Origin of the sequence: Bradyrhizobium sp. 190 (genome assembly GCF_023073415.1) — a bacterium.
In the GTDB taxonomy this organism is placed as follows: domain Bacteria; phylum Pseudomonadota; class Alphaproteobacteria; order Rhizobiales; family Xanthobacteraceae; genus Bradyrhizobium.
Genome location: NZ_JADPJL010000065.1, coordinates 310,808 through 337,306, shown reverse-complemented (window position 1 = coordinate 337,306; position 26,499 = coordinate 310,808). Strand labels below are relative to the sequence as shown.

The 26,499-nt window shown below is 59.2% G+C and carries 29 protein-coding genes and 2 tRNA genes; 20 read left to right on the top strand and 11 right to left on the bottom strand.

The genetic code is table 11. The features are described from left to right. Positions 1-2: 2 nt before the first annotated feature. From IVB22_RS33520 to IVB22_RS33495, 6 genes are all read left to right on the top strand, one after another. Positions 3-428, top strand: a complete 426-nt coding sequence (locus IVB22_RS33520) for an HPP family protein (RefSeq protein WP_247521431.1) — start codon at positions 3-5, stop codon at positions 426-428. Between the two features lie 30 nt (positions 429-458). Continuing rightward, positions 459-2,030, top strand: a complete 1,572-nt coding sequence (locus IVB22_RS33515) for a bifunctional aminoglycoside phosphotransferase/ATP-binding protein (RefSeq protein WP_247521430.1) — start codon at positions 459-461, stop codon at positions 2,028-2,030. A gap of 2 nt (positions 2,031-2,032) precedes the next feature. Next, entirely contained in the window at positions 2,033-2,935 is a 903-nt protein-coding gene (locus IVB22_RS33510) for a CHAD domain-containing protein (RefSeq protein WP_247521429.1), read from the top strand. Between the two features lie 139 nt (positions 2,936-3,074). Beyond that, positions 3,075-3,905, top strand: a complete 831-nt coding sequence (locus IVB22_RS33505) for a universal stress protein (RefSeq protein ID WP_247521428.1) — start codon at positions 3,075-3,077, stop codon at positions 3,903-3,905. Between the two features lie 161 nt (positions 3,906-4,066). Continuing rightward, positions 4,067-4,435: a hypothetical protein gene (locus IVB22_RS33500; RefSeq protein WP_247521427.1), complete on the top strand. Its 369-nt coding sequence runs from the start codon at positions 4,067-4,069 to the stop codon at positions 4,433-4,435. 177 nt (positions 4,436-4,612) lie between these two features. Then, positions 4,613-7,306 carry a bifunctional acetate--CoA ligase family protein/GNAT family N-acetyltransferase gene (locus IVB22_RS33495; RefSeq protein WP_247521426.1) on the top strand — a complete coding sequence of 898 codons (2,694 nt, stop codon included), beginning with the start codon at positions 4,613-4,615 and terminating at the stop codon, positions 7,304-7,306. A gap of 452 nt (positions 7,307-7,758) precedes the next feature. Here the strand turns inward: IVB22_RS33495 and IVB22_RS33490 are convergent. The 3 genes from IVB22_RS33490 to IVB22_RS33480 form a co-directional block, all read right to left on the bottom strand. After that, positions 7,759-7,848: transfer RNA gene (locus IVB22_RS33490), tRNA-Ser, on the bottom strand. Positions 7,849-7,916: 68 nt separating this feature from the next. Next, positions 7,917-9,089 (bottom strand): tyrosine-type recombinase/integrase, encoded by a 1,173-nt coding sequence (locus tag IVB22_RS33485; protein ID WP_247521425.1) that lies wholly within the window; start codon positions 9,087-9,089, stop codon positions 7,917-7,919. Next, positions 9,086-9,586, bottom strand: a complete 501-nt coding sequence (locus tag IVB22_RS33480) for an Arc family DNA-binding protein (RefSeq protein WP_256467489.1) — start codon at positions 9,584-9,586, stop codon at positions 9,086-9,088. The genes IVB22_RS33485 and IVB22_RS33480 overlap by 4 nt, the downstream gene beginning before the upstream one ends. Before the next feature lie 514 nt (positions 9,587-10,100). Here IVB22_RS33480 and IVB22_RS33475 point away from each other — a divergent pair. From IVB22_RS33475 to IVB22_RS33425, 11 genes are all read left to right on the top strand, one after another. After that, the gene (locus tag IVB22_RS33475; protein WP_247521423.1) at positions 10,101-10,322 is read left to right on the top strand and encodes a hypothetical protein; all 222 of its coding nucleotides are present in this window, start codon (positions 10,101-10,103) and stop codon (positions 10,320-10,322) included. Next, positions 10,319-11,530, top strand: coding sequence for a virulence-associated E family protein (locus IVB22_RS33470; protein WP_247521422.1), 1,212 nt, complete (start codon positions 10,319-10,321; stop codon positions 11,528-11,530). Before IVB22_RS33475 ends, IVB22_RS33470 begins: the two co-directional genes overlap by 4 nt. 491 nt (positions 11,531-12,021) lie before the next feature. After that, positions 12,022-12,300, top strand: coding sequence for a hypothetical protein (locus IVB22_RS33465; protein ID WP_247521421.1), 279 nt, complete (start codon positions 12,022-12,024; stop codon positions 12,298-12,300). A gap of 502 nt (positions 12,301-12,802) precedes the next feature. Beyond that, positions 12,803-13,303 (top strand): hypothetical protein, encoded by a 501-nt coding sequence (locus IVB22_RS33460; protein WP_247521420.1) that lies wholly within the window; start codon positions 12,803-12,805, stop codon positions 13,301-13,303. Positions 13,304-13,306: 3 nt separating this feature from the next. Further along, positions 13,307-14,023: an ATP-dependent Clp protease proteolytic subunit gene (locus IVB22_RS33455; RefSeq protein WP_247521419.1), complete on the top strand. Its 717-nt coding sequence runs from the start codon at positions 13,307-13,309 to the stop codon at positions 14,021-14,023. Further along, the gene (locus IVB22_RS33450) at positions 14,023-14,385 is read left to right on the top strand and encodes a hypothetical protein (protein ID WP_247521418.1); all 363 of its coding nucleotides are present in this window, start codon (positions 14,023-14,025) and stop codon (positions 14,383-14,385) included. The genes IVB22_RS33455 and IVB22_RS33450 overlap by 1 nt, the downstream gene beginning before the upstream one ends. Continuing rightward, positions 14,382-14,636 carry a hypothetical protein gene (locus IVB22_RS33445; protein ID WP_247521417.1) on the top strand — a complete coding sequence of 85 codons (255 nt, stop codon included), beginning with the start codon at positions 14,382-14,384 and terminating at the stop codon, positions 14,634-14,636. The genes IVB22_RS33450 and IVB22_RS33445 overlap by 4 nt, the downstream gene beginning before the upstream one ends. Positions 14,637-15,004: 368 nt before the next feature. Continuing rightward, entirely contained in the window at positions 15,005-15,214 is a 210-nt protein-coding gene (locus IVB22_RS33440) for a hypothetical protein (RefSeq protein WP_247521416.1), read from the top strand. After that, positions 15,211-15,819: a hypothetical protein gene (locus IVB22_RS33435; RefSeq protein ID WP_247521415.1), complete on the top strand. Its 609-nt coding sequence runs from the start codon at positions 15,211-15,213 to the stop codon at positions 15,817-15,819. The genes IVB22_RS33440 and IVB22_RS33435 overlap by 4 nt, the downstream gene beginning before the upstream one ends. Positions 15,820-15,970: 151 nt before the next feature. Then, on the top strand, positions 15,971-17,437 hold the full coding sequence (locus tag IVB22_RS33430; RefSeq protein ID WP_247521414.1) for a hypothetical protein: 1,467 nt from the start codon (positions 15,971-15,973) through the stop codon (positions 17,435-17,437). A 1,018-nt stretch (positions 17,438-18,455) separates the two neighbouring features. After that, positions 18,456-18,635, top strand: a complete 180-nt coding sequence (locus IVB22_RS33425; protein WP_247521413.1) for a hypothetical protein — start codon at positions 18,456-18,458, stop codon at positions 18,633-18,635. Positions 18,636-18,659: 24 nt separating this feature from the next. Here the strand turns inward: IVB22_RS33425 and IVB22_RS33420 are convergent, their stop codons facing one another. The 5 genes from IVB22_RS33420 to IVB22_RS33395 all read right to left on the bottom strand — a co-directional run bounded on the left by IVB22_RS33420 (position 18,660) and on the right by IVB22_RS33395 (position 22,295). After that, on the bottom strand, positions 18,660-18,803 hold the full coding sequence (locus IVB22_RS33420) for a hypothetical protein (protein ID WP_247521412.1): 144 nt from the start codon (positions 18,801-18,803) through the stop codon (positions 18,660-18,662). Further along, positions 18,800-19,099, bottom strand: a complete 300-nt coding sequence (locus IVB22_RS33415) for a hypothetical protein (protein ID WP_247521411.1) — start codon at positions 19,097-19,099, stop codon at positions 18,800-18,802. The genes IVB22_RS33420 and IVB22_RS33415 overlap by 4 nt, the downstream gene beginning before the upstream one ends. A 596-nt stretch (positions 19,100-19,695) precedes the next feature. Beyond that, a complete protein-coding gene (locus IVB22_RS33405; RefSeq protein WP_247521409.1) occupies positions 19,696-20,328 on the bottom strand; it encodes a PEP-CTERM sorting domain-containing protein in 633 nt (210 codons plus the stop codon). Between the two features lie 209 nt (positions 20,329-20,537). Next, positions 20,538-21,275, bottom strand: coding sequence for a hypothetical protein (locus IVB22_RS33400; RefSeq protein WP_247521408.1), 738 nt, complete (start codon positions 21,273-21,275; stop codon positions 20,538-20,540). 21 nt (positions 21,276-21,296) lie between these two features. Then, the gene (locus tag IVB22_RS33395; RefSeq protein WP_247521407.1) at positions 21,297-22,295 is read right to left on the bottom strand and encodes a DUF2971 domain-containing protein; all 999 of its coding nucleotides are present in this window, start codon (positions 22,293-22,295) and stop codon (positions 21,297-21,299) included. 178 nt (positions 22,296-22,473) lie between these two features. On the opposite strand from IVB22_RS33395, the gene IVB22_RS33390 reads away from it, so the two are divergent. Then, positions 22,474-23,475, top strand: a complete 1,002-nt coding sequence (locus IVB22_RS33390; RefSeq protein ID WP_247521406.1) for a hypothetical protein — start codon at positions 22,474-22,476, stop codon at positions 23,473-23,475. A 69-nt stretch (positions 23,476-23,544) separates the two neighbouring features. Here the strand turns inward: IVB22_RS33390 and IVB22_RS33385 are convergent, their stop codons facing one another. Next, a complete protein-coding gene (locus tag IVB22_RS33385; RefSeq protein ID WP_247521405.1) occupies positions 23,545-23,847 on the bottom strand; it encodes a hypothetical protein in 303 nt (100 codons plus the stop codon). Next, positions 23,840-24,133 (bottom strand): hypothetical protein, encoded by a 294-nt coding sequence (locus IVB22_RS33380; RefSeq protein ID WP_247521404.1) that lies wholly within the window; start codon positions 24,131-24,133, stop codon positions 23,840-23,842. The genes IVB22_RS33385 and IVB22_RS33380 overlap by 8 nt, the downstream gene beginning before the upstream one ends. 798 nt (positions 24,134-24,931) lie before the next feature. On the opposite strand from IVB22_RS33380, the gene IVB22_RS33375 reads away from it, so the two are divergent. Both IVB22_RS33375 and IVB22_RS33370 read left to right on the top strand, forming a co-directional pair. Beyond that, positions 24,932-25,348: a hypothetical protein gene (locus IVB22_RS33375; protein ID WP_247521403.1), complete on the top strand. Its 417-nt coding sequence runs from the start codon at positions 24,932-24,934 to the stop codon at positions 25,346-25,348. After that, on the top strand, positions 25,345-25,596 hold the full coding sequence (locus tag IVB22_RS33370; RefSeq protein WP_247521402.1) for a hypothetical protein: 252 nt from the start codon (positions 25,345-25,347) through the stop codon (positions 25,594-25,596). Before IVB22_RS33375 ends, IVB22_RS33370 begins: the two co-directional genes overlap by 4 nt. A 227-nt stretch (positions 25,597-25,823) precedes the next feature. Here the strand turns inward: IVB22_RS33370 and IVB22_RS33365 are convergent. Continuing rightward, a tRNA-Ser gene (locus IVB22_RS33365) sits at positions 25,824-25,937 on the bottom strand. Between the last annotated feature and the right edge of the window lie 562 nt (positions 25,938-26,499).

Here is a 26,499-nt window from a genome sequence, read left to right as displayed (position 1 = left end):
CCGTGCATAGATTTCTTGAAGCGACCGCGGGGCAATACATGACGCGCACGGTGAAGACGGTCGCCCGCGACACCACCATGCGCGAGCTGCACAAGATGTTCGAGGCCGATGATTTCAACTGCTATCCGGTGCGCGAAGGCGATGACATCGTCGGCGTCGTGAGCAACTTCGATTTCCTAAAATGCTTTGCGTTCAACCCCGGCCGCATGGTTCCGGCCTATGACGATTTGTTGTCGCGGATGGTGGTGGATGTGATGACGCCGGAATTCATCTATGTCGATCCGGCAACGAAACTGACCCGGGTCCTGCAGCTGATAGTGGACCACCGGATGAAGAGCCTCCCCGTGCTGGATGCCGAGCGGCGGCTGGTCGGGATCATCGCGCGCGAGGACATCATGCGCGCGCTGACCGAAAGCGCGCGCGGATAAGCGCTCGAGCAATAGCGGAACGCCATAGCCATGACCGTGCGACCGGCCGCCAACACAGCCGTAACGGATGCCGACCTCCAGCGGCAGGTACTCGACTTCCTCGACGGTTCCAGCTTCGGTCCCGCCAAGGGCGGCAAGCGGATCGACACCCATGCGTCCATGGTTTTTCTCGGCGCCGATCGGGCATTGAAGATCAAGCGTGCGGTGCGACTGCCGTTCCTCGACTATTCGACACTGGAGAAGCGCAAGCGTGCTTGCGAGGAAGAACTGAAGGTCAACGCCGACAACGCTCCCGAGCTCTATCGGCGCGTTCTCGCCATCACGCGCAATTCCGACGGCGCCCTCGAGATTGACGGCGCGGGTACACCCGTCGAATGGGCGGTCGAAATGACGCGGTTCGACGACAAGCAGTCGCTCGATCGCGTTGCGGCATCGAAGATGATCGATCCATCGCTTGCGGCAGCCGTGGCCGACGCGATTCTGCGATCCCACGACAAGGCGCCGCGCAAGGACGGTGAAAGCTGGCTTACCTCGCTTCTACCCATCATCGAGCGCAATACCGCAAAATTTCGCACCGTGCGCAGACTCGATGCCGCTGCCATCGATCAACTCGATGCCGTCAGCCGCGCTTCTGCAATGACATTGCAACCGCTGCTTAGGCAGCGTGCCGAGCAAGGGTTCGTGCGCCGCTGCCACGGCGATCTGCATCTCGCCAATATTGCGTTGCTGGACGGCCGGCCGCTGCTGTTCGACGCCATCGAATTTGACCCCGTCATCGCCACGACGGACGTGCTCTACGATCTCGCGTTCACGCTGATGGATCTGATCCACTTCAATCAGGCTGCGGCGGCGAACACGGTGTTCAATCGCTACCTTGCGGGAGCAGGGGATGAAGGTCTCGATGGCCTGCGTCTGCTGCCGCTGTTTCTGTCGATGCGAGCGGCGATCCGCGCGCATGTGCTGTTCATGAAGAGCGAACATGCCGGAGAGAGCGACGCGGTCTGGCGGGAGGCCAAGCGCTACTTCGATCTGGCGGGACGCCTCATCGCGCCCAAGCCACCGCTGCTGGTGGCGATCGGCGGGTTGTCGGGGACGGGAAAATCGGTGCTCGCACGCGGGCTCGCGGGCCTGGTCGAACCCCCGCCCGGCGCAGTCATTGTCCGCTCGGATGTCGTTCGCAAGCACCTGTTCGGCGCCGGAGAGACCACGGCTCTGCCGGAATCCGCCTATCGGCCCGAAACCACGAAACTTGTATACGAGGTGCTTCCGAGCACCGCGCGGCGTGTCCTCGCCCAGGGCTGTTCGGTCATGATCGATGCCGCTTACCTGCAGGAAGCGGAACGGACGGAAATCGCACATCTCGCAGCCACTTGCGGCGTACGCTTCGTCGGCCTGTTCCTCACGGCGGATCGCGCGACGCGGCTGGCGCGGATCGAGCAGCGCAAGGGCGATGCGTCTGATGCAACACGGAATGTTGCCTTGAAGCAGGAGACTTTTGCGATCGGCGCGGTAGACTGGCATATAATCGATGCCTCGGGGACGCCGGACCAGTCGCTCCGCAGCGCCCGTACTTCTTTGTTTGCGGTGCCGGACGAGCGTTGACGATGAGAGACCACCCAACCGGAACGTCCGGCCGGCGCAAGGCCGCTGAAGCGGCGGGTCTCGATTGTGCAACCGCATTCCAGAAGATGGCGCTCGGCTGCGTCGCCGCTATCAAGGCCCATCACAGCAGCGCGTGCGCCGGCGATGCCGAGGCCGTGCATCAAGTTCGGGTCGCGATCACGCGGTTGCGCGCCGCCGTGTCGTTCTTCGCGCCGATCGTGGTCGATGCGGAATGGCGGCGTCTGAAGCAGGAAATCGCCTGGCTGAATGGCCCGCTCGGCGCGGCGCGCGACATCGATGTCGTCGTGGAACATGCCCGCCGCAGGCAATACCGCGCCTGGATGCAGGACATGGTCGGCGAGCAGTTCGATCAGCGCCAGATGCGGGACCACCGCCGCCTGGTGCGCTGTCTGCGCTCCGCTCGTACGCAACGCCTGGTCGCGGCCATGGCGGCCTGGATCAGGCAAGGACCGTGGCTGCCGCGCTATAGGCGGCGGAAGCACGCGGAGGCTCTGCAATCCTATTGCGCGGGCGAACTCGACCGCTGGCACGAACGGCTGGTCCGTAAGGGGAAAAGCCTGAAGAGTTTGGGTGCGTCACGCCGTCACCGGCTGCGTATCAAGGCCAAACGCTTCCGCTACATGCTCGAAGCGCTGACGGAAACCGTCGCGCTGTGGGGCCGGGGCAAATTCCATCACCTGCACCGGCCGGCAAAACGAATGCAGCGCGCATTGGGCGACATGCGCGATCTCGAGCGCTTCGCCGGCCTTGCCAGCGGGTCGCCGCAGGTAGAAAATGGCAAACGAGGCAAGAAGCATCCGCCGGGCTATCGCCATCGAAAGGAAAAGCTGCTCGGCGCCGCCATCGCGGCTCATCACGATCTCAAGTACGCCAGGGTCCGCTGACGTCGCCGTTCGCATGCGCTGCCGTTCGGCATTTCCGGTTTGATGTGCGTCAACTTCGGCCATCGATCCGTCGGTTACCTTGCCGGTAGCAACCGGGACGGGGGGCCGCATGCCCTCGCGAATGTGTTGGAGAATGGCGATGTTCAGGAACATTCTGGTTCATATTCCCTCCGAGCGGCCGGTAAGGCCGGTGATTGACGTCGCGGTCGCGCTGACCATTGCGCGCCGGTCGCATCTCGATGCGGTCGCCATCGGCTATGAATCGATGAGTGCCGCCGGGATGATTGTAGAGGGCGGCGCCGCTGTTGGCGCCGTCATGGGGGCTGAACAGGAGCGCGCCCGGGAACGAGCGAACGCTGCGATGGCCATGTTCGAGATCGAGGCCAAGCTCGCCAAAATCGCCTACGGCACCAGGACCTTCGCGACAATTCCCGCCGAGGCCGGGCGGACCATGAGCGCGCTTGCCCGGCTTTACGACATGACGATCGTGCTGCAGCCGGAATTTGCGAAAGCCAGCCACGACAACGAGATTCCGCAGCAGATCCTGTTCAATTCCGGCGGGCCGATGCTGATGGTTCCCTATATCCACAAGGGGGCGCTCGACGCCCATCATGTCGGCATCGCCTGGGACGGCAGCCGCCTTGCGGCCCGCGCGTGGCGCGATGCGATGCCGTTTCTGATGGGCGCGAAGGCCGTCACCGTGATTGCGGCCAATGAGGAGGCGGGTGAAGCTTCCTCGGATCAACTCGCCGCACATCTGGGGCGGCGCGGCATTGCGGCCCGGGTGCAGCGGCTGACGGCGGATCGCGGCGACGTTCAGGGCGCCATTCTGTCGGTCGCGGCCGAAAGCAATATGGGCCTGCTGGTGATGGGCGGATACGGCCATTCAAGATTGCAGGAGCGAATTCTGGGCGGTGTCACGCGCAGCATGTTCGACTGCATGACCGTGCCGGTGCTGATGTCGCACTGATCTCGGGTGGGCGGGGATGTGACCTTTGGTCCCGGCGAGTTCCCGGCCTTGTACCTTTTGGCTATGGCTGCGGTCGTAATGACGCCAGCTTGATGCGCCTCAATGTTCGGCGCGAGCCAGTCACTATCGTTTCGGCGGACCTTCAGAAATCGGAGATTGTCATGTCAGAACTGTCTGAGCAGGCCGCTTCCGGTTCCTTTCCAGCAGGCGCAAATGCAGAAGCGGAAGCCACCAAACTGAACCAGGGCGCGCTGGAGTTCATGCTTGGCGCGCAGAAGATGATGTTGGAGGAAATGGTGTTTCTCGGCGACGAGATGCTGGAGCGAACGCAGACCGAGATGCATCTGTTCACCGAGTTCGTCACGAAGATGGCCGGCGCGCATTCCGTAAGGGACATCAAGACGATGTGCGAGGAATGCGGCCAGCATCAGCTCGACTTCTTCCGCCGCGACTCCGAGCGGCTGTTCAAGCATGGCGAGCGGATGATTGCAGCCACGTCGAACCTGATCAGTGGCCGCACTCTGAACTGATCGGCCAATAGCCAGACGATTACGTTCGTCACTGAATCTCGACGAGCCCACCCGGCTGAGCACGATTTGTCACGCGCGGGAACCATTCCGGCGCTAACCTGCCGCGCAAAGGGGCAGGGTGCGTCGAACATCTGCCTGGGTTCACAGAAGCCCGCGACCTGCCGGCACCGGAGAACAATGTCCACCTATCGTCTGAAGAATTTGCTTTCGCCGCATTCCGTCGCGCTGGTCGGGGCCAGTCCGCGCCATGGCTCGGTCGGCCGCGCCATTCTCAACAATATTCGCAAAGCCCAATTCAAGGGCGAATTCGGCCTTGTTAACCCGCGTTATCACGAGATCGACGGCGTCGCGACCGTCGGCAGCATCGCAGAATTGGCTTTTGCGCCGGAACTCGTTGTCCTTACCGCGCCGGCGCACACCATCGCGGGCCTGATCGATGAGGCGGGTCGCCGGGGTGCCGCGGGCGCAGTTATTGTCAGTGCCGGGCTCGGGCACGGCCCGGACTCGCTGGCGGATGCAGCGGAGCAGGCCGCGCAAAAATACGGCATGCGGCTGATCGGTCCGAATTGCCTGGGCATCATGATGCCTTGCGTCAGTCTCAATGCGAGCTTTTCCGCACATATGCCGGCCGCGGGAAATCTGGCGCTGATCTCGCAGTCCGGCGCCATTGCCGCGGGCATGGTGGATTGGGCGGCGCAGCGCGCCGTTGGCTTTTCCGGCATTGTTTCGATCGGCGACCAACTCGATGTCGATATCGCCGATCTGCTCGATTACTTCGCGCTGGATGAAAAGACCCACGCCATCCTGCTTTACATCGAGGCGATCAAGGATGCCCGCAAGTTCATGTCGGCGGCGCGCGCCGCTGCCAGGGTCAAGCCCGTGGTAGTCGTCAAGTCAGGCCGGATGGCGCAAGGCGCGTGGGCAGCTGCAACCCATACCGGCGCGCTGGCCGGGACTGACGCCGTCTACGACGCCGCGTTTCAGCGCGCCGGCATCCTGCGCGTATCGGATCTTCGAGAACTGTTCGACTGTGCCGAGACGCTCGGGCGGCTCAAGTCGCCGCCCGGAAAGCGGCTGGCGATCCTGACCAATGGCGGCGGTATCGGCGTGCTGGCGGTTGACCGGCTGGTTGAACTCGGCGGCATTCCCGCGGCACTTTCGCCGGCAATCCGCGAGAAGCTCGATGCGGTGTTGCCTCCGACATGGTCGAAATCGAACCCGGTCGATATCGTCGGCGACGCCGATCCGGCGCGCTATGCGGCAGCGCTCGAAGCCTTGCTGGCCGACGCGAGCAATGACGCCGTGCTGGTGATGAATGTCCAGACGGCGATCGCCCGTGCCGACGACATCGCAGTAGCCGTCATCGGCGTGGTCGGGAAATATCGCGCCGAACGCCGCATGTTGCCAAAGCCCGTGCTGGCGGTCTGGGTCGGAGCGGACCAGTCGATCAGCGACTTGCTGAGCGGCGCGGGAATTCCGAACTATCAGACCGGTGGCGACGCCGTCCTCGGCTTCATGCATCTGGTGCGCCATCGCGAGGTGCTGGAGACGCTGGCGCAGGTTCCGCCGGCGATGCCGAGCGAGTTCGCGCCTGATGCCGATGCAGCGCGGCAGATCGTGGCCGCGGCGCTGGCCGATGGCCGCTCCTGGCTCGATCCGATCGAGGTCAGGCGGCTGTTCGACGCCTATGATATCGCGGTCGTGCCCACCTTCGCCGCTGCCGATGCCGAGGAGGCGGTCGCTCATGCGAACGCGCTGTTCGCGCAGGGCTCGACCGTCGTGCTCAAGATCATGTCGCGCGATATCGTGCACAAATCCGACGTCGGCGGCGTCGTGCTCAACCTCACCAACGCCGACGCGGTGCGCAAGGCAACCGCTGACATTCTCGCGCGCGCAAGATCGTTGCGGCCGGAGGCGCGGATTTCGGGCGTGATGGTGCAGGCGATGGTGGTGCGGGCGAAGGCGCGCGAACTCATTCTCGGCCTCGCCGACGATCCGACCTTCGGCACCGTCGTGGTGTTCGGCCGCGGCGGCACGGCAGTCGAGATCATCAACGACAAGGCGCTGGCGCTGCCGCCGCTCGACCTGCAACTGGCGCGCAGCCTGATCGAACGCACCCGCGTCTCGCGGCTGTTGCGCGCCTATCGTGACGTGCCGGCGGTGAAGCCGGACGCCGTCGCGATGGTCCTGGTCAAGCTGGCGCAGATGGCAGCCGACATTCCCGAAATCCGCGGGCTCGATATCAATCCGCTGCTGGCCGATGAAGCCGGCGTGCTCGCCGTCGACGCGCGCGTCGTGATCGGCCGCGTGGCGCGGAAGTTTCGTGGTTCGGGCCCGGCGAATTTCGCCGTGCGGCCCTATCCCTCGCAATGGCAACGTCACATCGAGGTCAAGGATGGCTGGCGCGTCTTCGTGCGTCCGATCCTGCCCGAGGATGAGCCGCTGATCCACGAGATGTTGAAACACATCACGATGCATGATCTGCGGCTGCGGTTCTTCGCCCCGATGAAGGAATTTTCCCACGAATTCATCGCCCGCCTGACCCAGCTCGATTATGCACGCGCAATGGCCTTTGTCGCGTTCGACGAGGCGACCAACGAACTGGTCGGCGTGGTCCGGATCCATTCGGACTCGATCTATGAGAGCGGCGAATACGCGATCCTGTTGAGGTCGGACCTCAAGGGCAGGGGACTCGGCTGGACCCTGATGCAGATGATTATCGAATATGCGAAATCGGAAGGATTGAAAGCGATCTCCGGCGACGTCCTGGCCGAGAACACCGTGATGCTGGCAATGTGCCGGAGCCTCGGCTTCGAGGTGAAGTCAGACCCGGTCGAACACGACATCTGCAACGTCAAGCTGGCGCTTTAGTTGTCCTTGAGCACGCGGCTTGTGCAGCCGGCGTGCGATGCACAAACTGTTATGCTTTTAACAGCATGTCGTCCGGAACCCGTCGTGCGCCGCGCCAACTAGAGTGCTGGGCTCGCGATTGAACAACTTCGTTCGATCGGAGTTGCCAAGGATGCCCCGGCGAAGGACACCAGTAACCGCACCCATGACTGTGCAGCCTGCCAGTCACCCTTCGATCGCCGCCACCCAGTCGCCTTCCACGGCGCCGGTCGAAAGCATTCAAACGACAGGACCAAAGGAAGCGACCAGGGCAAACGCCGTGCACGCCGCCAGGGCGAAAATTGCAAGACGGAATTCGCTGCGGATGCAGCGGCTGCTTCAGAAGCAGTCTCGCTTGTGAGAAATTCGCTGCGTGGGGGAAATATGTGGCTACGAATACCAATAGCCGCGAACGACCCGCGGATTTCGCCTATTGGCGGAAGGGGTGGGATTCGAACCCACGGTACCCTTGCAGGCACGCCGGTTTTCAAGACCGGTCGATTAAACCACTCTCGCACCCTTCCGAGCCTTGAAATTGCTTAGCTTTTCGTCGCTTCACAGAGAACATATAGGGGACTCTGCTACCCGTTTGCTACCCAACGTCGTCGGAGCGCTTGTTTATGGCGGCGCGCATCACCCCGTCAACCGTCGCGGCGGCCTCGCCCTGCATATTCGGCATCAGGTGCGAGTAGATATCCATCGTGATCGCGATCGAGGAATGCCCAAGCCGCTCCTGGACGATCTTGGGATGGATGTTCGACGCCAGCATGTGGCTGGCGTGGCTGTGCCGTAGGCCGTGCAGGGTCATGCCCCATTCTTTCAGGAAGGCCGAAACAACATGGGTGAGGCTGCGAGGCTGCAGCGGTCTTCCGTCAGCTTGCGTAACGACGTGCCAGTCGTGATCGGCTCGGACGCCTAGCCGAAGTAGTTCCTGGCCTTGTTGGACGCGCCAGCGGCGCAATTCATCGACGGCCATTGCTGGAAGGGCGACGGTTCGGGCCTTACCGCTTTTAGCTTCCTTTTCTCGGATGGCGCCGGCGTCCGTCTGTTCAGTACTGGCGACTACCGCAAGCTGACCATTGTCCAAGTCCACGGCTTTCCACCGCAGGGCGGTAATTTCACCCCGGCGAAGCCCGCAGAGGGATGCCAGCACCAACGGAACAAATAGCCGCCGCTCGCGAGCCGCGTCGAAAACGGCGGCAGTGGAGGGTGCATCGATCGTGCGCACCGACTTGCGTTCGATCTTGGGGCGATCGCGCTTCTCGAGAAGAGCAGCAGGGCTGCGGGCGATCAGTTTCCAGCGCTCCGCCTGGCTGAGCGCGGAATACAAAACCCGGTGGACGTGGTGCACAGAGCGAGGCGACAAACCTCCCTTGCCATCGCGCCGGCCACTCTCCAGAAGATTAGCGTAGGCCTCGCTAATGTCGACCGGCTGCAGCCTGGAGAGGATCTTGGCGCCAAGCAGCGGGACGACGTTTTTCAGCGCGATTTGCTCATATCGTTCATGGGTACGCGGCGAGACATTCGGCTTGATATGTTTCAGCCAACGGTCGAAGAACTGAGCCAGCGTTAGCTTGGAAAGCTCAATGTACCCTCCACCATTCATTTCCGTTATCAGTTTGCTGCAAGCGGTTTGAGCGTCACGCTTTCCCTTGCAGTCGGGTAGGGACACCCATTTGCGCTTGCGCTTGCCCGTTGCCGGATCGCGTACCTCAATGACGGCATACCAACGGCCTTTGCCGCGCTCGCGAACGTGGCCCATCATTGGTCTTCCTCCAACGCCCGCTTGGAATTTACGAAATGAGTGGCTGCGTCCGATTTCAGCGCTTCGACCATTAAGGGGATGGAGTCAGCCACCTGTAAAATCTCTGTAAGATTCGCCCCGGGAAATACCTTGAGAAGGGACTCGATCACCGCGAACGTAGCCGTGCGGTAACAGCTAGAATCCAATATCCATTCGGCGGCTGTCCATCCCGGATGGCCATTGGCGCAGGCCGCTGCCCGCCCTCCATTTCCAAAAGCAACAGCCATTTTAATGGCCATGTGCTTAACCGGGCCACCACCGAATGCGCCTTCCTCACTGAAGGAGCGCTCCAGCCGATATTCGATTTCTTCGCTGACCGATCGGCCAGAATTCTCAGCCGACTTAACAAGCAGCTCATCCAACGGGCCTCTGACCCTGAACGTTCGGTTTTTGCTCAATCGTTCGCCTTGGCGCCGAGTTGGTCTTCCTGCGGTCGGGTTTGATCTAGACTTAGCCATAATGACCCCTGTGGATATGCACGGTATACACCGTGCGAAACATTGACTGCAAGGGAACAGACCATATACACCTAGTCATATTCGCACGGGAAACGCCGCGCGAAAATATAGGTGGACAATGAATGATGAGCTAAAAGATCTACTCTCGAAGCCAACAGCATCTGTTCCAGACGTCGGTAGAATCTGCTTTGGCCTTGCCAGGAACGCCGCTTACGCCGCCGCTAAGTCGGGCCAGATTCCAAGCATTCGTATTGGAGGAAAGATAGCAGTCCCCACTGCACCGCTCCGCAAGATGCTCGGCATCGAGGCTGCGTGAATTGGTAGAAATGCAAAACCCGACCGCTTGTGACGGTCGGGTCTGCGAAATGGTTCAAGCAGGCGGTTCGAACTCCTCGCAACCTACAAAATCACTTCGAGAAATTCAAGCCTCTCGGCTCAGTCGCCGATTTGCGTTGAACCTCCCGTTCGCGGCGGTAATAGCGGCTTTGCATTTCGGCGAAGGGGGGATTTCCCGATGACCGACATGCCGCATCAAGTCATTACCCGCGCGATCGGCGGCACGGTATCCGTCACCATCATCCGCGACCCGGCGGACGGTGCCGCTCGTTATGCGGTGAGCTACGAGAACCGGGGCGGCGCGCAGCGGTGGCTTTCGAAACATCGCTTCCCTGACGTCGACCAGGCCGATGCAGGCGCGCTCACATTGGCGGATTTCCTTGGTGCGGAGGTCCGATGAACAACGTTGTCACGATGCCGGCGCCGGACTGGACGAAGTCGCTTCAACGATATGGAAGCGGCGCGCCGCATGGGAGCTTGGCCAACGTCTGCACGACGTTCCGGTCGGCACCTGATCTGCAGCTTCTCTTGGCCTTCGATGAATTCGCTCAGAGTGTGGTGCTTAGATCGGCACCGCCGTGGGATTTAGATCCGGGCAACTTTTCTCCGCGACCGTGGAGCGCCCAAGACGATCTCGCGGCAACAGAGTATGTGCAGATCGCCGGTATTCCGACCAAGGTCTCAACAACCGCCCAGGCGGTTGAACTTGTTGCGCGGGAGAGACCGTTCCACCCGGTTCAGGAATATCTCGGTCATAGCGAATGGGACGGGAAGCATCGCCTGCGTTCCATGTTCGCAGCCTACTTCGGCACCGCCGACGACAAATACGTAGCCAACGTCGGCAGCAGCTTCATGATCGGCGCCGTAGCCCGGGTTTTCAATCCTGGCTGCAAGCACGATCACGTTCCTATTATCGAGGGACCGCAGGGCATCGGGAAATCTCGCGCGCTGAAAATCTTATTTGGCGATTTTTTCTGCGACGAAATCGGGGATCTGGGGTCCAAGGATGCGGCGATGCAGCTGCCCGGCGTCTGGGGCTTCGAGCTAGCGGAGCTGGACGCGTATTCGAGGGCAGAGGCCGGCAGGATCAAGGCTTGGGTTTCCCGCACCACGGATCGCTTCAGGCCGCCCTACGGCACCAGAGTGATCGAACTTCCGAGAGGCTGTGTCTTCGTGGGCACCACGAACAACGACAGCTACTTAAAGGACGAGACCGGAAACCGCCGCTTCTGGCCGGTGCGAGCAAGCCGCCTCGATCTGGCGGGGCTGGAGCGCGACCGGGACCAGCTTTGGGCGGAGGCTTACCGGCTCTACACCGGCGGCGCGCCGTGGTGGTTCATCAACAAGGAGGTCGTGCAGCAGGCCCGGCAGGAACAGGCTGACCGTCTGATCGATGATCCATGGGATCCGCTCATTGCCGATTACCTTGCGACCCGGACCGAGGTCAGCGTGGCGGAGGTGTTGGCGGAGGCGGTCTACCTCGATCGATCGCGTTGGGGACAGGTCGAACAAAACCGCGTTGCCAGATGCCTGAAGGCTCGCGACTGGCTGCGGATCCAGGTCCGCAGTGGGGACAAAAGGGTCTGGAAATACAGGAGGCCAGCCTGAAATGCGGCGCCTCCTGGAACATCTGGGCAACTGCACCACTCAGAACGTGGTGACATCAATCGATGCGGTGACGCGAGAAACCGTTGTGTCGCCGGGCTTCTCACCACTGTCACCAGTAACACCACTGATAATCTCTAAGATACTAATACGCGCATATAGGGTTTTGGACTTTCGATTTGTCACCGGTGACGTGGTGACAACCGGTGACAGCATCGCCCGGGGGTGGTTCCGCTCTCAGCCTCGCCCGACAGGACACCGGCGCGTGGGCAAAAAAAAGCAGAAATGCAGATTGATGTCCTGGCAAAGGCTATCTGCAATTGCCACGCGCTGGGGGGGTGGCTTCCGTCTCAACTTGCGACGCTATCCGCACCGGCGCCCACCCTGCATTTGCAGCGAGGACGAAATCTGAAGGGGAGTATCGGCTTTCGGCAGTCATCAGCAGCAGCAAGGCATTGAAAATACGGCGATCTTGAATTCTTGAAGGAACGGGTATGAAAGAGACCGAATTCAAAGAAATCAAACGAACCGGTCACGGCGGGTCTAGACTTGGTGCAGGACGTAAACCGGGCAGGGATAGGCGCCCATCGTGTGCGGATTGCAATGATCCGCGTGCTGCTGCATTGGCCCGCGCTGTAAAGGGCGCGCGCCCGTTGTCATTCGTGGTGGCGATGCTTTCGCTGGGGGCGCCGATCGACGACATCCGCCGTGCTCTCGGTATGTCTGCAAGCCAGTTCGCGGCCTTGTACATCGCGCAGGAGATTGGCCAGTGACCCGGGGGGTAGATCCGGGGTTTGGCGACAGCCGTCGCCCGCACACCGGCCCACACCTCATTCGCAGAATTTTCCTTGCTGGGGGAGAAGTGCGCACTGCGCACCAGCAAATAGGCAAGCACCATCAACTGTCTCTGCCCCGACCCGGTGCGCACTTTGCACCAGCATGCCGATGACGCATGGCTAAATCTCGCGCCGAAATTCAGAAAGCTTACAGGAAACGCAAGCGCCTGGCCGCGCCGGACGCTGCAGTCCTTCGCGTGAGCAGCCTGGGTAAGATCCTCGATTTCTGTGAGGAGCTAGGCACGCTTCGGGCGTGGGATGAAGCAGATCCTAAGGCTATCGCGCGTGCCCATGAACTTGCGCTCGACCTAGCACTCAAACTGCTTGGTCGGACTTCAGACGACGGTAACGGTCGGTAACGCGGTTCCGAAACTCGGCCTGATATGGATTCGAACAACGCAGCCATGACAGGTTGGTTGGCATGTGGAGACCATTTCGGGTGAAAACGACGTCAGCCATCTCAGACATCCTAGTATCAGCTAAACCCGCCGAGCTCGTTGAACTCGAGCAGCAGCTCTGTGAGGCCATGCAAAAGCATCAGTCGGTTTATAAACGAATCGAACCACTGAGGGAAAAAACCAATCCGCAAATCCATACGCCATTGGCACCTAAAACTGACGCCACGATAGAGGCAGCGGAGAAAATGATTGCAGAACTCGAAGCGACCCAATCGGCGCTGTCGAGAACCGCCGACGAAATCCAATCAAAAATTTCGACGATCAAGCCAGCATACACTGCAGCCGTCGCCGCCAAGCTTGCGCCGATCCGATCTAGAGCTGCCAACGATATCTTGCTGGCGGTAGGTACTCTCTACTCGGCAATCGAAATCTTCAATGCCTCATCCGATGCACTAAAGCAGTCTGGCACCGTTACGGTGTTGGCTATCCCGAAGCGGTTTGAAGTACTCGATCATTTCATCGCGAAGATCGAGAGACTCTGACCGATGCAGATGAAGAAGTTTCAACAAAAACCGATCGTAACTACCGCTCAAGTAGGCTCGCCACGCGAGTTCGCGGCTGGTGTCTTTTGTTTGGAGTTGAGCGGCGCGATCGGAGAGGACCAACCCATTTCGCTAGCCCGCGTCCGAAACACACTTGCAGTTCACGACTTCAGCCACCTGCACCTCAAAATCAATTCTAGCGGTGGTGACGTGCGCGAAGGGCAGCGAATCTATGAATACTTACGATCTCAACCGGTTCCTGTTTCCTCTGAGGCAGTCGAGAAGTGCCTCTCGATGGCAATGGTGCTGTTGGCGGTTGGAGACTTTAGGTTGGTGTCCGGAGAGGTCACTCTTCTGAACCATCCAGTCCACCGGCCGCGGGAAACGCTGCCGCAAGCTGTTACCGCACCGATCTTGCGCGCGCTTGCGGATCGATTGGATGAAATCGACGATCGCATCGCGCACGTATTTGCCGCCAGGACGGGATATCCAGTCGAATGGTTCATATCCGAAGCGAAGACTGAAGATCATTTAAGCATTGCCGATGCTATCCAGTCCGGTTTGCTGCACGAGGTAACTGGGTTGACGCAGCGGGTTCATCCGTCATGGCCCGATGTCGTCAAGGCACTTCCGCGCGACGTCTATCTGCCAAGGCATCTGAGGAGCGCTAACTATTATTGCGCGTGCCGATGTGTCGCATCCCTGTACGGAGCAAGCTGATGCCTGCCGAAAAGGATTTGGATATCCGCACGGCGGAGTGGGCTCGGAAAAACCCGAGCGAAGCCGGGTTGATAAAGGCAGTGGCCCGCGGCTTCGCACCGGTTATTCACGATCTTCTTCAAAAGGTGTTTGAGCCAGTCGGACGAGACCTCGCCGATCTTCAGAACCGCGTGAAAGAACTGGAGGAGCGACCCGCGCTGAAATATGCCGGGATTTGGAATTCCGACGCAATCTATAGGACCGGAATGTTCGTCACTGACGGCGGCAGTCTTTGGCACGCCCAGCGCGCCAGCGTGAATGAACGTCCGGGATCCAGCGATGCTTTCGTTTTAGCCGCGAAGAAAGGCCGGGATGCGCGATGACCAGTGCCGAGCGACGATCGCTGGTGTCATACGCTGCGGCATGTCTGTCGATTTACCTTCAGGTCTACGATCGCGGGTTAGCGCGACCGTTGAGAGACGTTGAATGCACCCTTTGCGAGGACAACATCACGGTTCTCCTGGAAGTACCCGCCGGCGCCGATTCATGGATCATTGCTAGCTTCGAGTTGCCGGAAAAGATCGATGAGAATGCGTTTGATCCGCGGCCGTATCTCGAAGGATTCGAGGAATGAGAACAAGCAAAGTCATGAGCGCGAGCGAAGGGCGAACCCCCTGGGGGGCGGTCGAAGGGTCCAAGCCGATCGATGTGGACACCGGCGGCGTCCAACAAAGCGCAATTCCGCACATTTTGAGAGAGGGGGGTGAAACGAATGCTTTGCCTTAGGAAGCGAGGCGGTCAGCCCGGCAACGACAACGCCCTTCGACACGGGCGCTACAGCTTCCGCAAGCGCGCGGAACGCCGCGCCAAGGTATTGGCAAAGGCTGAGATCAGGCGCCGACAGGAGGCGGAACGGGCGGCATCAGTGCCGCCGACCGACTACGGGGCGATCTGTGATGCCATAGGGGCCGAAAAAGCGCGGCGCGCGGGAGCGTTGCATTGATGAATTCAGAGCCGATCAACCTATCACCAGGGGAGCGCGCGCTGATTGAAAGGCTGCGAAGCGGTAAGCCTTTCAGGGTCGCGATCAATTATGGCCCTGGACTGAAGCAGTGGACCGTCACAACCGCGCCGTCACTTCCCGCAAGCGATCCGGTCAATACCGGCGGTGGCAATTCCTTTGACGACGCCTGGGAGCACTGTCATCGATGACGCGCGCTATCCATCAGTTCTTTGTTCAGTATCCTGGCGGCAACGTCGTCCCTGGCGCGCATATCGAGGTCAGGAAAGAGATCCCGGGTCAGCCCTTGGCCGCGCTATATAGCGATCGCGCTGGCACGATCAGCATTGGCAATCCCTTCGATGCCGACAGCGATGGATTTGCGAGGTTCTATGTAGTCGGTGGAGCGTATCAAATCCGCGTCTACACCGGCGCAAGCGGGGCGCCGACGGACGAACATTTCCTTCGCTACGTCGCAATCGGGCTGAACGCGGAATCCGACAGCATCAGAAGTCGGACCCAGCGCATCGTAACTGCGGCCGGGGCTGTCACTATCGAAGCCGACGACGCCGACATCGTCATCATTAAGAAAACGGTCGGAGCTGCAACCACCGTCAATCTTCCTCCGTCCGCCGACAGAACCGATCCGGTCAGTATCGTTGACGGCAAATATGATGCTCTAACCAACAACATCACGATCGATGCAGATGGTTCGGAGACCATCATGGGTGCCTCTACCTACACCATCGATAGCAACGGCGGTTCAATCACGCTCTATCCGCTTTCGGACGGCACTGGCTGGTTTTCAATCTCCTAAAGAAAGGTTTCTCACATTGAAGATAATCAGCCTTATTGCAGCCGCCCTGCTGTGGGCAGGTGCCGCTTTCGCGCAGGGCCAAGGCGCCTCGCCGCTATCGATTGCGAAGGGCGGCACGGCCGCTGCGACCGCATCCGCTGCCCGGACCAGCTTGGGCCTGGCAATCGGCACAAATGTGCAGGCGTTCGATGCGGATCTGTCGGCGCTTGCCGCCAATTCGACGGACGGCTTTTGGGCGCATACCGGCGCTGGCACGGGCGCGGCACGGACCCTGACTGCGCCAGCAGCGGGGCTGACCATCACCAACCCGGGCGGCATTGCTGGCAATCCAACCTTTGTGCTGGCAAATGATCTCGCCGCAGTCGAGTCTCTCGCGAGCACCGGTTTTGCAGTCCGGACAACAACCGATACCTGGGCTCAGCGCACGATCGCCGGAACAGCTAACGAAATTTCCATCACCAATGGTGATGGAGTTTCCGGCAACCCGACTGCATCGCTTCCTGCTTCGCTTACGTTCACAGGAAAGACGGTTACCGGTGGATCGTTCGCGAGCCCTGCGCTCACGGGAACGCCGACTGCGCCGACGGCAACACCGAGCGATAACAGCACCAAGGTTGCGACTACGGCTTACGTCGATGCGCAGGTCGCCGGCGGTGTGGCGGGTGTTGCCTCGCTCAACGGTCAGACGGGGGCGCTTGCGTCATATTTTGTGCCGCAGGGGCGACTGACGTTGACATCAGGCACGCCGGTCATGCCATCGACCACGACGGGAAACGCGGCGGTCTACTACACGCCATATCTGGGCAGGTTCGTTCCGATTTTCGATGGCACGAATACGGTCCCGATGCTGTTTTCGGAGTTGTCGATCGTGCTCGGCAACAATTGGACGACCAGCACCAACTACGACGTCTTCATTGCAAGCGACAGCGGCACCATACGCGCGTGCACCGGGCCTGCATGGTCATCTAGCACTGCGCGGGGAACGGGCGCCGGAACGACGGAGCTTGAGCGCGTCAGCACTAACGGGCTGCTGATGAACAAGGTCAGCTTGACCTGCCGCTACAACAACACGACGACGTTTACCGTTGCCGCGAATAGAGGCACCTATGTGGGGACGGTCCGCATCCGTGCGGCAGACTCGACAATTGACTGGAATTTGGGAGGGGCGGCTTCCGGCGGGACAGCGGGATCACTGAATGTCTGGAATATGTACAACCGCGTGACTACCTCTGCGAACGTGACCGACAACGGTGCGGCGTACACTTATACTTCCTCGACAATCCGACAGGCGCGCGCGAGCGGCGGCAACCAGGTGTCGTTCTTGTCGGGGTTAGCCGAAGACGGAGCGACCTGCAGCTATGGACAGGCGCTGAATCTTGCGGCTGCCGGTGCCGCCGCGCTTGCAGGATGCGGCCTTGACTCTACGACGACGTATTCAGGCCGACCCCTTGCTCTTTCCGGCGCGTTGGGCACTGTGGTAGCAGCCGCTACGACTTACGCCGTCGTGCCACAACTCGGCTTCCACACAATAAGCGCCAACGAGTCAAGTGACGGGGCCAATGCCAACACGTTTGGTTCGGGGGCCACCTCGACGCTGAGCGTCACGGTTCGGAATTGACAGGACTATCACCGCTGAAGCCGGAGAATTTGCTGAGCAAATGAAAGCGAGCAATAATTCAAGGCGAGTAAGGGCTAAATCCATTACAGGGTTGTCTCCCGGCACCACCTATTGGCTCGATCTTATCCTCGCGACGACAGGCGGCACGTCATCTGTAGCTGGCATTTCCTGCAGCGCGAAGGAGTTCTGACCGGTGTGGTTTACACCTTCGGACCTTGTTGTCTCCGGCCGGGTGGACAAGGCGCGGCTACCGTAGTGCCGATCGGGGGCAACGGATGCGCCTAATCGGGAACGAGTGGCAATAGCGCGAGTTATAGGAACGTCTGGCGGATACCGGACCTGTCGAAACGGTCTTAGCGCACTTCTTCCAAGGGGCGCTGAGACCGTTTTGTCTCAAGTAAGAGACCGCAGTAGAGGATGGCCGAGTGACGCCGCGGGAGCGCAAAGACATGCCATGGCTGCTAATTGGCTTTGCCATTGTCATCATTGTAATCGTCGGTAGCGCTATTTCCGAATGGCTTTCGTAAGCCCGCCTCAGTTGGCCTCTCTATCGTGAGGCGGCACTACGGTGAAGTCCGGAGAAATCCACCGGCAATCTCTAATGCGCGCCACGATCTCGTAAATCGCGATTATGACGACGACGAGCGCCAAGATTGCCAGCATTGCTCGACTCCAAATCGCTCAGAGAAACGGCCCCAGCACCTCTCAAGAACTGGGACCGTCATTCCAATGCGCCATGCTGGAAAGCTTCTGGCGCAAGAATCAACACTCCTAGCGACCTCCCGTTCCCAAATGCAAGGAGCGCCCGCCGGTCCACGCGGCTTTTTCATTCGCCTTTCTTATTTTGTTCTCGTGGCACAATGAAACCTTGAGCTACGTCAAGGAAATCATTCCGCCATGAACGGATAGAGAATGCCGCCATTCTTGGTCTGTTGCGGGGGCGGTTGGGACGATTGTGGCATTGACTCTCGCTTGTTCCCCGGTCGAACCTCCGGAAATAAAAGGGGGGACCTCGGCGATGAAGGACTATCTGGCGCAAGTCGAAAAGCTCCGGAAAGATGCAGCCGAATGCGCTCTGATCCGCGACCTCGCAACGGACCAAGCCAAGCGCGAGTTGTTTGACCGACTGCACAGTCACCTCACGGTCCTCGCGGACCAGGTTGAACAGGCGATATTGCAACGAAAGACCGGGACCTAAGGCCGCCTCAGTTGGCGGCCTCTTTTATTCCAGAACCTCGTACTCAAAGGCCATGCCTTCGGGGTCGTTTTCCTCGAACCACGTTGCCGCTGCATCCGCGGTGGCGAAGACCTTGATGTGCTCGGGGCCAACCTGCTTGCTGGTGTTGACGTAGACAAAGACGGTCATTGGTCCCTCTTGAGCTTCCGCTTCCCCCAGTGTGTCTCTTTCCGATCGGGATTGAACACCCGCTCGACATGACGGTTCAGCGCTCGCATGACGCCAATCCGCGCCATCATCGTATGCCCGCCGCGGCTGCACAGCATCAGCGCTTCGATCGCGGCTTGCCATTCCAGCAAGTCGGATTCCTTCTTCGGCAGGCTGGTGATGTAGTCTGCCGCGTCTCGTAACGTGACGAGCTTTCGCCCGTCGGGAAGTGGTATCGGATCCTCGAACTTGCGCTGCCAGCCGGCCTTGCTCGTCAATGCCGGTCCCGCTCGTCGCCGGGATACCAAGGCTCTTGCCGAGTCGTGATGTTCGTGCGCCGGAGCCGAACTAGGTGCCCGCGCTTGTAGGGATAGCCGCGAGTCTCGGAACACGGCCGGCAACGCATCCGCTGTTCAAGCTGCCAGATGGGCGTTTCGCTAGGGCGCCGCAGTGTCGTGAGATCGACCGTGCTGTGCGTGTTGCAGCCAGCGCATTTGACTTCCAGATACCGGAATCCGGCATTCAGTGCGTCGCCAATTGGCGGGGAGGGCTGTGCGGGGCCGCCGTAGCCCTCCATGCGATAATTCCAGGCGTCACAGGCCGCGACATCGGCAATGAACCGCGTCTCCCTGGCGCGCTGTTCAGCTTGCCGTATCGTCTCACCCCACTGGCGCTCTTTGGAGGGTCCGCCCATGGGGCAAAGAATGGGCCCGAGCGAGTGGCGTCAGCAACCAGCTACAGATTGCGGCACCAAGCCGTTGTCGCCTTGAGGATTGGAACGGCGCGAGCTACTGGGGAGGCGCTGCATCTGCCGGCACTATCTGGACTCAAAAGAAAAGACCGCCCGAAGGCGGTCTCTCTGATGCCGGTGAATTTACGCAGGCATCGTCCGGCGAAAAGCCAGAAAGCCCACACCAGCGAACCCGATCAGCATCATCACCCATGTTACTGGCTCGGGGATTGCCGGAATTTCGCCTTCGAGTTGAAGGACCCTGTTCAGCCCTCCCTTCGTGTTATTCTTCGCGAACTGCGGGTTGTTGTAATCGGTATACCTTATCTGAGCACCCTTACCAAACGTTGATAGTCCATTCTCGGAGTGAGGTGTTGACGGCTGGAAATCCAAGGTCAGCACAGCGTCAGCGATAATTGAGAAGTAGTAGTCGTGATCAGCTTCTAAGTTCCACGACACCGGGCCAGAATGGAGCCATGATGATGTACTTGACGGCCCAAACGTCACCGTCGTTTGAAAGAGCAGCGTGTTAAGCGCAAGTTGGTCAGTTATAAAAAATCTGACGTTGCCGCCCTCAGATAGATAACCGGAAAATGCAATGTCCGTGATTAAGATGTTTTGACTAGTGGTCAGCCCTATACCCCCACCGTCGTCACCGGAGAACTGCACCTGTTCCGTACCGGGGCCATAATTGAACAGAACAGTCGCGGAAGCTGGCTGGCCCGCCAGCCCGAGGACCATGGTGGCTACAAGCGCGCCCACTAGGCCAGATTTCATTGGAAGCCCCCAAATATTGTCAATAAAACACGGCGAGCCTATCGGGCGATCCATAGTCGGACAAGCGAGCATTTTCCGGCGCGCCACCGTAGAATTACGGCGGGCAGGCGACTCACCCATTTGGGTGAGGGGCACCAGCTCTTGCTGAAAGGCGCACGCCTATTCCAGAACATCATCCGAAGGCGACGCCTTCCGGGTCGTTTTGTCGGTCACGTTGCGTTAACGCGAGTAGGGTTTGACGGTCGGGAAGACGCCTCAAGGGCCGGCCCCAAGACCGATTCCGCAACTCCTAGCGCTGTCTTGATTTTCGGGCTCAGTTCGTCTCGGTCGTCGCCAAAACCATCCCAGATATTGGCCTCGCGCTTTTGCCAAAACGCATGGTCGCGGCGCTCATCGCCAACGGCTCTAATCAACATCCCGGCCGAAACTTGTATTGCGACGATAACTTCGTTCACCAACCGAAATGCTTCATCTATCTCGCTTCCTCGAAATATTGCTCGAGCGCGAGATCTCTTACTGAAAAAATCCGAGATAAAGTCCTTGTTCTTGTTCAAACGTTCGAGTGGCACGTAGTAATTATCCTTGTTTTTGCTGGATGTTGCGCCTTCATTGTCATTTCGTGGCCGGCTAGCTCCTTCATCGCCATATGCCATGGGCGATCGGACGGCTGCTATAACGTCACGAATTTTATAGAAACTAGCCAGCAACTCCTCGCCAAACTCCACTCTTCGTTTGTGATCGTGTAGCTCCTGATCGTATCGAAACTTTCGCTCAGCTAAATCGACGTCAAAGCGAAATTTCTTTTCTGCAAGAGCCTCGTCAGATTTGAGCTTCTCAGAATGAATTCGGTTAGCGGTGCGATTCGAAATCAGGATGCCGATCGTCGACACGTTGCCAGAAACGATCGCGGCGACAACTGCCGGTCCAATTAGGTCGCTTGCGGTCATGGAAATGATGGCTCCCGCGTCCTAAAATGAACTTCCGGAGGTCGGGCGCAGTGGGATCCCCGAGGATCGCAGAAGAGGCTTGAATTGCTCCCTACCGATATTCTCAAGCATTCTTTCCACGCCCCTCCTGGCCAGCGGAGAAGAGACGCTAGGTCCCAAAATGATCCGATGCATCAATCGCTCCAGCGCCAAGTCGTCAGCGCTTACGCCAGCGATGTGCCCGATCCTGTACTTCAATTTTGGTTCAACGCCTCTGTCGCCAATGTGATATTGCAGATACGGCTTCAAGGCGTTGGCGACATCCCTATCTGGATAATAAATGACGCGCCATTCATTCTCTTCTGAGAAGCCAGCGTGCTTTGTGGTCAGCGCGTGCATCTTGATCAAGGAGAATGCGACATAGGACGCGAGATGAAGTTTTTCATCTGAAAGCTGTAGACTCTCTGTCTGTGTTGACCAAGCTTCCATGACGAGTTGAACTCGAGAGGCTCGCTCTTCGTTTGAAACATATGACACCTTCGAAAACAGAAGGGGTGACGTGGGGACCATTGTTAATTTCGAGGAATCGAAGACTAGGGCGGCTCCATTTCCGTGTTGGCCATAGCCCCTCCACATCGAAAGCAACCCATCGTCGTCTTCTGGCCTGTGTTCCGCGAGACAAAAAATATAGGTGTCGAAAGCTTGGTGTTCGTCAAAGTGACGAAAGAAACCAAAGTACGCGTTCTGCAGTATCTGTGCGCGTTCTGGTGATCCGCCTGCCGGCTTCTTCAGGTTGTCCAAATTAGAAAAGAAACGAGTCCCTTCGCCCAAGCCAGAAACCAACTCTTGATGATCATTCATAAATAGCGGGTTTGAGAACCAAACTTCGCTGGTGGAAAGAATATTTTCCATTACCTTGATCGAAGTATAGTGGGCCAGCAATGGTCTGGCCGCGAAACCCGATTCAGTTTCACGTTGCTCAAAGAGCGGATTGAATTGAGCGATTATTTCGTTGTCCGTTGTGAACGATTGTTGCGCCATTTTCGATGATCTCCCAGACCCGACGACATCCAACCGCAACCTTCGATCGAGAGCAAGAGCCGACTCACGCCGCTGATCTCGCGAACCGTGGAAATACGATGTCACCGCGCGCCACCGGTCCGCCGCGACTCAGGCTCTGCATCTACCGGTGCAATCACGCGCTCGACGGGAGATGCCGATGTCATGCGATCAACTGCAATGCTGCGCTATCTGTCCGCACGAGAATGACTGCCGAAAAGTTGGCGCCTGTCTCGATGATGTGAACGCAGAGCATCTCGCGATAACCCACCGCCAACATCCCCGGCTGATGACGCCGGCGCAGGCCACAAAGTGCATGGACGCTCTGAAAAACAAAACGACGTTGAGGCGGATATTTGGCTGTAGCAAGGAGAACGTGATCATCGTTACGTCCGGCAAATTCCGAAACCACTGCAAAGGCTATCCGGAGTGGGGTGCTGAGGCGGCGCGGCTCGCATCTGAAAATACAAAGGCTGCCGACAAGCTCAAGGGCGGCGACCGACGCAATCAAACGCGTTGCAAGCGAGGTCACTCCTTGGCTGACGCCTACATCCACGTTAGCCCAGAGGGCTGGGTCATGAGAAACTGCAGAACATGTCATGAGGCGCGAAGGGATAAGGTTCAGCCGCTGCCGCCGAACAAGTTGCGGCAGGTTGAATCCATGCTGATGACCGGCAAGCCGATAGCCGAGATTACTGGGAAAACGCTGCGGGGCATCAAGCGTCCGGTAATAGTCAATTCGGCTCTTTTCCGAAACGCTCGCAAGGCGGACCCTGCATTTGACTTGTTTGTTAGACAACACACTGCTGACAGCATCCGAAACTCTCAAAAACTTCGTTGGGCCCTCTATCGGGCGCGGGCTGCGACAGCCGAGCGGCGAGAGCAAGCAAACGACTATCAGCGGATCGTTGGGATGCTGCCGATCTATCTGTCCGGTCGGGAGGACATCGCGCACGACATTTTCGTCGCGCTTTGTGAGAATTCGCTTCGGCGCGAGGACGTTCCTGAGCGGGTGAAGTGGTACATCAAAGACCACGAGCGGAGATTTCCAACCAAGTACGCGAAGTTCGGTGACAGTCCCTTGGTCTCCCTGGACGAAGTGCTTTTCGACAGCGGTACCGCGACCAGGGGCGACACCGTCAGCCGCGGGCTTTGGGACTAATCGGGCTTTCCCTTCACGTTCAGTCCAAGCTCTACAAGCCGGCAGGCCGGCGGGAACCACTTACGCGTCCTAGTGGAATGCGATCGAAATCTTGCCGGAAAGAATCAAGCTAGTAATGGCACCACCGAGCACAACCACGCCGCCGATTACCCAAAGCGCTCCTTTCACGAAATTGATTGCGTCCTTGACCTCGCCGATCTTTTTTCCGTGAGTGTCAACGTCGTCGATCAATCGCGCGACCAACGAAGTAAGCTTCCCGAGCTCGTGAATTACGAATCGAATGTCAGTGGTCGGATGAAGATCTCGCGGCACAACGGCGGGAAACTCGGTTGGCGTCGTGACCTCTTTGGGATCCACTGGCTTCTTAGCCACTTGTGGCCTCCCACTTCGCCTTTATCCAATCCCAAACATCGCTGGCCGCGCGGCCGTAATAGCTCCCAACCTCAAGTACCATCACTGTGCCAATCGCAGAGGAGGTCGGTTCCTTTGGGTTCGTAATGCCTAGTTTTGCGGATATGTCCTGCGCAGTGCCCTTTCCTGCAACCAGCCAATTGTTGTTGGCGAGGGGCTTGTGTGCGTCGGGAAATTCACGCGCCACCGCGGCAGGCAGGAGACGCTGCGCTGGCTCATTTTGAGGCAGAAGAACAAAGATGGGCATCTGGACTCGGGTGAGGGCTGCGAACTCAGTTCAAGGACTTCGCAACGCGGCTAGTGTGACGTCGAATCTAACACACAGTCAATTAACTTGGCTTTGATTCGATCCTTCGGAGCGTCGGGCTTGCCATACCATAAGCCCAAAGCATGCAAAGCCCACCCCGAAAGGCGCTGATTTTCAACCAAACCAGCCTTTGGACTTCGCCTTAGCCCCAGAGATCGCCGCGACGTTATCTCCGCTTCGGTGGCTTTGACGCGGACTTAGATGGTTTCCCGTCAGCATGAGCAAGTACAGCGCCGGCCAGGCGCTTCGTGTCACGCGATGCATTTGGGTCGCGCAGCTTCTGAGCAGCCAGCTTTTCGATCTTCGGCGAATGGTCTCGCGGCCCCTTGATATTTGCCATCGTATTTCCCCCCGGTGTTTCCCACGGCAAGAAGCTACCGCAGATTGCGCACGCGCGATAGCGCCCCACGAGGGGAATTGTTTTTTAAGCAAATCAGGAGCAGCATGTCCGTGGGTGTCAGAACCCGGACCGAAATAGGCTGGCGATCGATTGGCGTCGATTGCTGCCGGAAGCGCAGCAAGCCTTGGCGGGCTTTCTAGGCGCTATGGAGCGCCTTGGCGGGCGCGCCGATCTGGCTTTTATGCCGGGGGCGGTGCGCCATGTCCAGAGCCGAGAGGCTTAAAAGCGCTGCCGACCTGTCTTTCGGCAGGTTCTGACCCCCCGGCTGCCCGGTCTGTCACTGGGCGCGGCTGTCAGAAGCCAAACCGAAAGCCACCACCATGACACTCCAAAGACCTATGCTCCCGCCCCGTGCGGAGCCCAAGGATTCGTTAAGTCCGTTCCGAGGCTCCAATCCAGCCGCCGCGCCAGTTGAGGCCGTCCCTGCCTTCCCGACGCCCGCCTGGCAGCATGCTGTTATCCGGCTGGCCAATTCCACCGAGCGCCTGACGGCGCAACTCTCCGAACTAATGGGCCGGCCGATCACGTCGCCTCCTACTCTGGTCGAGTACCGGGACCTGATCGAGAACTTGATCAACTGGATGGACCAGACCGAAGGGTTGGACCCTGACCTCGAGGACAACGCCGACGACGAGCCGACCCTTGGTAACCATGAGATCGCGCCCATGGGGGCTGTCTGCTATCTGCCGTCCGAGCTGCGGTGCGAGTTCGACCTCGAAGGGGACCAGTGCGAAGACGAAGGGGTGACGGCATGACCGAGCACCTAATCGATCAGGCGACGGACGTGTATTGCCATAAGCTGGCCCGCATTGATCAACTGGGCCCAAATCGGCGCCTAATATTTACGGTGCCGAGCGTTGAGGGTGGCCAGTACGAGCAGATCGTCGTCAAGTTGATAGTGCCGGCTGAGGTTATGGCGACCTTGGCCTACATGGCCGCGGGCACCGATCCGACACGGACGTCTCTCGAACTCTTGGCGGTTGAGCCGCGCACGGCGAATTGAGGTATCAGGCCCGCCGGCTAACAACCGGCGGGCTGTCCTATCTGTCAGGTGGGAAGCAGTAGCGCAGTGCCATGCGGAGCGCGATGTAGAGCGCAGCGAGTATCAATAGCGTCCAAAAGAAAGCTTCCATTGCGCCCCCCTGAATGTCGGAAGCGCGGCGGGCTTGCTACCCGATTTGCTACCCAACTCGTTGGGACGACATCGAACAAGCGGGGACGAAAGGAGATCGGAAGAGGGGATTACCCAAGCTTTTCCGTACTCAATGGGACATCCCGAAATAGCCGAGGATGCCCATTCCAGAATTTCAAGACCGGTGCCTTAAACCACTCGGCCACCCTTCCGGACTAGGAATCTCAGTCGCTTAGCGTAGGGCTGGCTCGAACGCAATGCGGACGTGGCCCCGATGTGCGCCCATCCCGGCATTTTGGAAGAAACCCAGCGACGAGGCGCCAATGTGCTGCGAACCTGGCGGGGCTACCGAACACGACAGCTCGCCACTCGCGCGATCAATGTTGACCTGATCCCATCTCTTTTCGTGCGCAAGGCACGTGCTTCAAGACAATCGACGGAGCGGCCGATGCATCCGGCTCCCGCAACTGGTTGTGTGGAGCACTTCAAACGCACCAAGAATCTTGCTGGCGGCATCGACCGCGATACGCTCGCCAGTGGTTCGTCAGGCAGATGCTAATTCTGGCCGGGATCGCATCGTCCCGGCACCGTTGCCGCAATTGGAGCGGACGCTTGTTTAGCCGAACACAACTGCCAGCAGGCTCGAGCACAGGAGCATGAAGCTGGCCGTGGTCAGGGCAAGAAATCCGTTGGAGACAATGTCGTGGTTGCGCATGATACACCTACCACTCAGATGCTCGTCCGAATTTATTAAAGCTTTCTGAATCTCTACCG

Excerpts from the sequence above, each read along its gene's own strand:
- IVB22_RS33380 (WP_247521404.1), bottom strand. The coding sequence starts at position 24,133 with ATGCCCATCTTTGTTCTTCTGCCTCAAAATGAGCCAGCGCAGCGTCTC.
- IVB22_RS33455 (WP_247521419.1), top strand. The coding sequence starts at position 13,307 with ATGCAGATGAAGAAGTTTCAACAAAAACCGATCGTAACTACCGCTCAA.
- IVB22_RS33390 (WP_247521406.1), top strand. The coding sequence starts at position 22,474 with ATGTCATGCGATCAACTGCAATGCTGCGCTATCTGTCCGCACGAGAAT.
- IVB22_RS33400 (WP_247521408.1), bottom strand. The coding sequence starts at position 21,275 with ATGACCGCAAGCGACCTAATTGGACCGGCAGTTGTCGCCGCGATCGTT.
- IVB22_RS33475 (WP_247521423.1), top strand. The coding sequence starts at position 10,101 with ATGACCGACATGCCGCATCAAGTCATTACCCGCGCGATCGGCGGCACG.
- IVB22_RS33370 (WP_247521402.1), top strand. The coding sequence starts at position 25,345 with ATGACCGAGCACCTAATCGATCAGGCGACGGACGTGTATTGCCATAAG.
- IVB22_RS33395 (WP_247521407.1), bottom strand. The coding sequence starts at position 22,295 with ATGGCGCAACAATCGTTCACAACGGACAACGAAATAATCGCTCAATTC.
- IVB22_RS33470 (WP_247521422.1), top strand. The coding sequence starts at position 10,319 with ATGAACAACGTTGTCACGATGCCGGCGCCGGACTGGACGAAGTCGCTT.
- IVB22_RS33485 (WP_247521425.1), bottom strand. The coding sequence starts at position 9,089 with ATGATGGGCCACGTTCGCGAGCGCGGCAAAGGCCGTTGGTATGCCGTC.
- IVB22_RS33445 (WP_247521417.1), top strand. The coding sequence starts at position 14,382 with ATGACCAGTGCCGAGCGACGATCGCTGGTGTCATACGCTGCGGCATGT.
- IVB22_RS33420 (WP_247521412.1), bottom strand. The coding sequence starts at position 18,803 with ATGACCGTCTTTGTCTACGTCAACACCAGCAAGCAGGTTGGCCCCGAG.
- IVB22_RS33500 (WP_247521427.1), top strand. The coding sequence starts at position 4,067 with ATGTCAGAACTGTCTGAGCAGGCCGCTTCCGGTTCCTTTCCAGCAGGC.
- IVB22_RS33510 (WP_247521429.1), top strand. The coding sequence starts at position 2,033 with ATGAGAGACCACCCAACCGGAACGTCCGGCCGGCGCAAGGCCGCTGAA.
- IVB22_RS33495 (WP_247521426.1), top strand. The coding sequence starts at position 4,613 with ATGTCCACCTATCGTCTGAAGAATTTGCTTTCGCCGCATTCCGTCGCG.
- IVB22_RS33425 (WP_247521413.1), top strand. The coding sequence starts at position 18,456 with ATGAAGGACTATCTGGCGCAAGTCGAAAAGCTCCGGAAAGATGCAGCC.
- IVB22_RS33405 (WP_247521409.1), bottom strand. The coding sequence starts at position 20,328 with ATGAAATCTGGCCTAGTGGGCGCGCTTGTAGCCACCATGGTCCTCGGG.
- IVB22_RS33435 (WP_247521415.1), top strand. The coding sequence starts at position 15,211 with ATGACGCGCGCTATCCATCAGTTCTTTGTTCAGTATCCTGGCGGCAAC.
- IVB22_RS33440 (WP_247521416.1), top strand. The coding sequence starts at position 15,005 with ATGAATTCAGAGCCGATCAACCTATCACCAGGGGAGCGCGCGCTGATT.
- IVB22_RS33480 (WP_256467489.1), bottom strand. The coding sequence starts at position 9,586 with ATGGCTAAGTCTAGATCAAACCCGACCGCAGGAAGACCAACTCGGCGC.
- IVB22_RS33505 (WP_247521428.1), top strand. The coding sequence starts at position 3,075 with ATGTTCAGGAACATTCTGGTTCATATTCCCTCCGAGCGGCCGGTAAGG.
- IVB22_RS33515 (WP_247521430.1), top strand. The coding sequence starts at position 459 with ATGACCGTGCGACCGGCCGCCAACACAGCCGTAACGGATGCCGACCTC.
- IVB22_RS33450 (WP_247521418.1), top strand. The coding sequence starts at position 14,023 with ATGCCTGCCGAAAAGGATTTGGATATCCGCACGGCGGAGTGGGCTCGG.
- IVB22_RS33465 (WP_247521421.1), top strand. The coding sequence starts at position 12,022 with ATGAAAGAGACCGAATTCAAAGAAATCAAACGAACCGGTCACGGCGGG.
- IVB22_RS33375 (WP_247521403.1), top strand. The coding sequence starts at position 24,932 with ATGCTCCCGCCCCGTGCGGAGCCCAAGGATTCGTTAAGTCCGTTCCGA.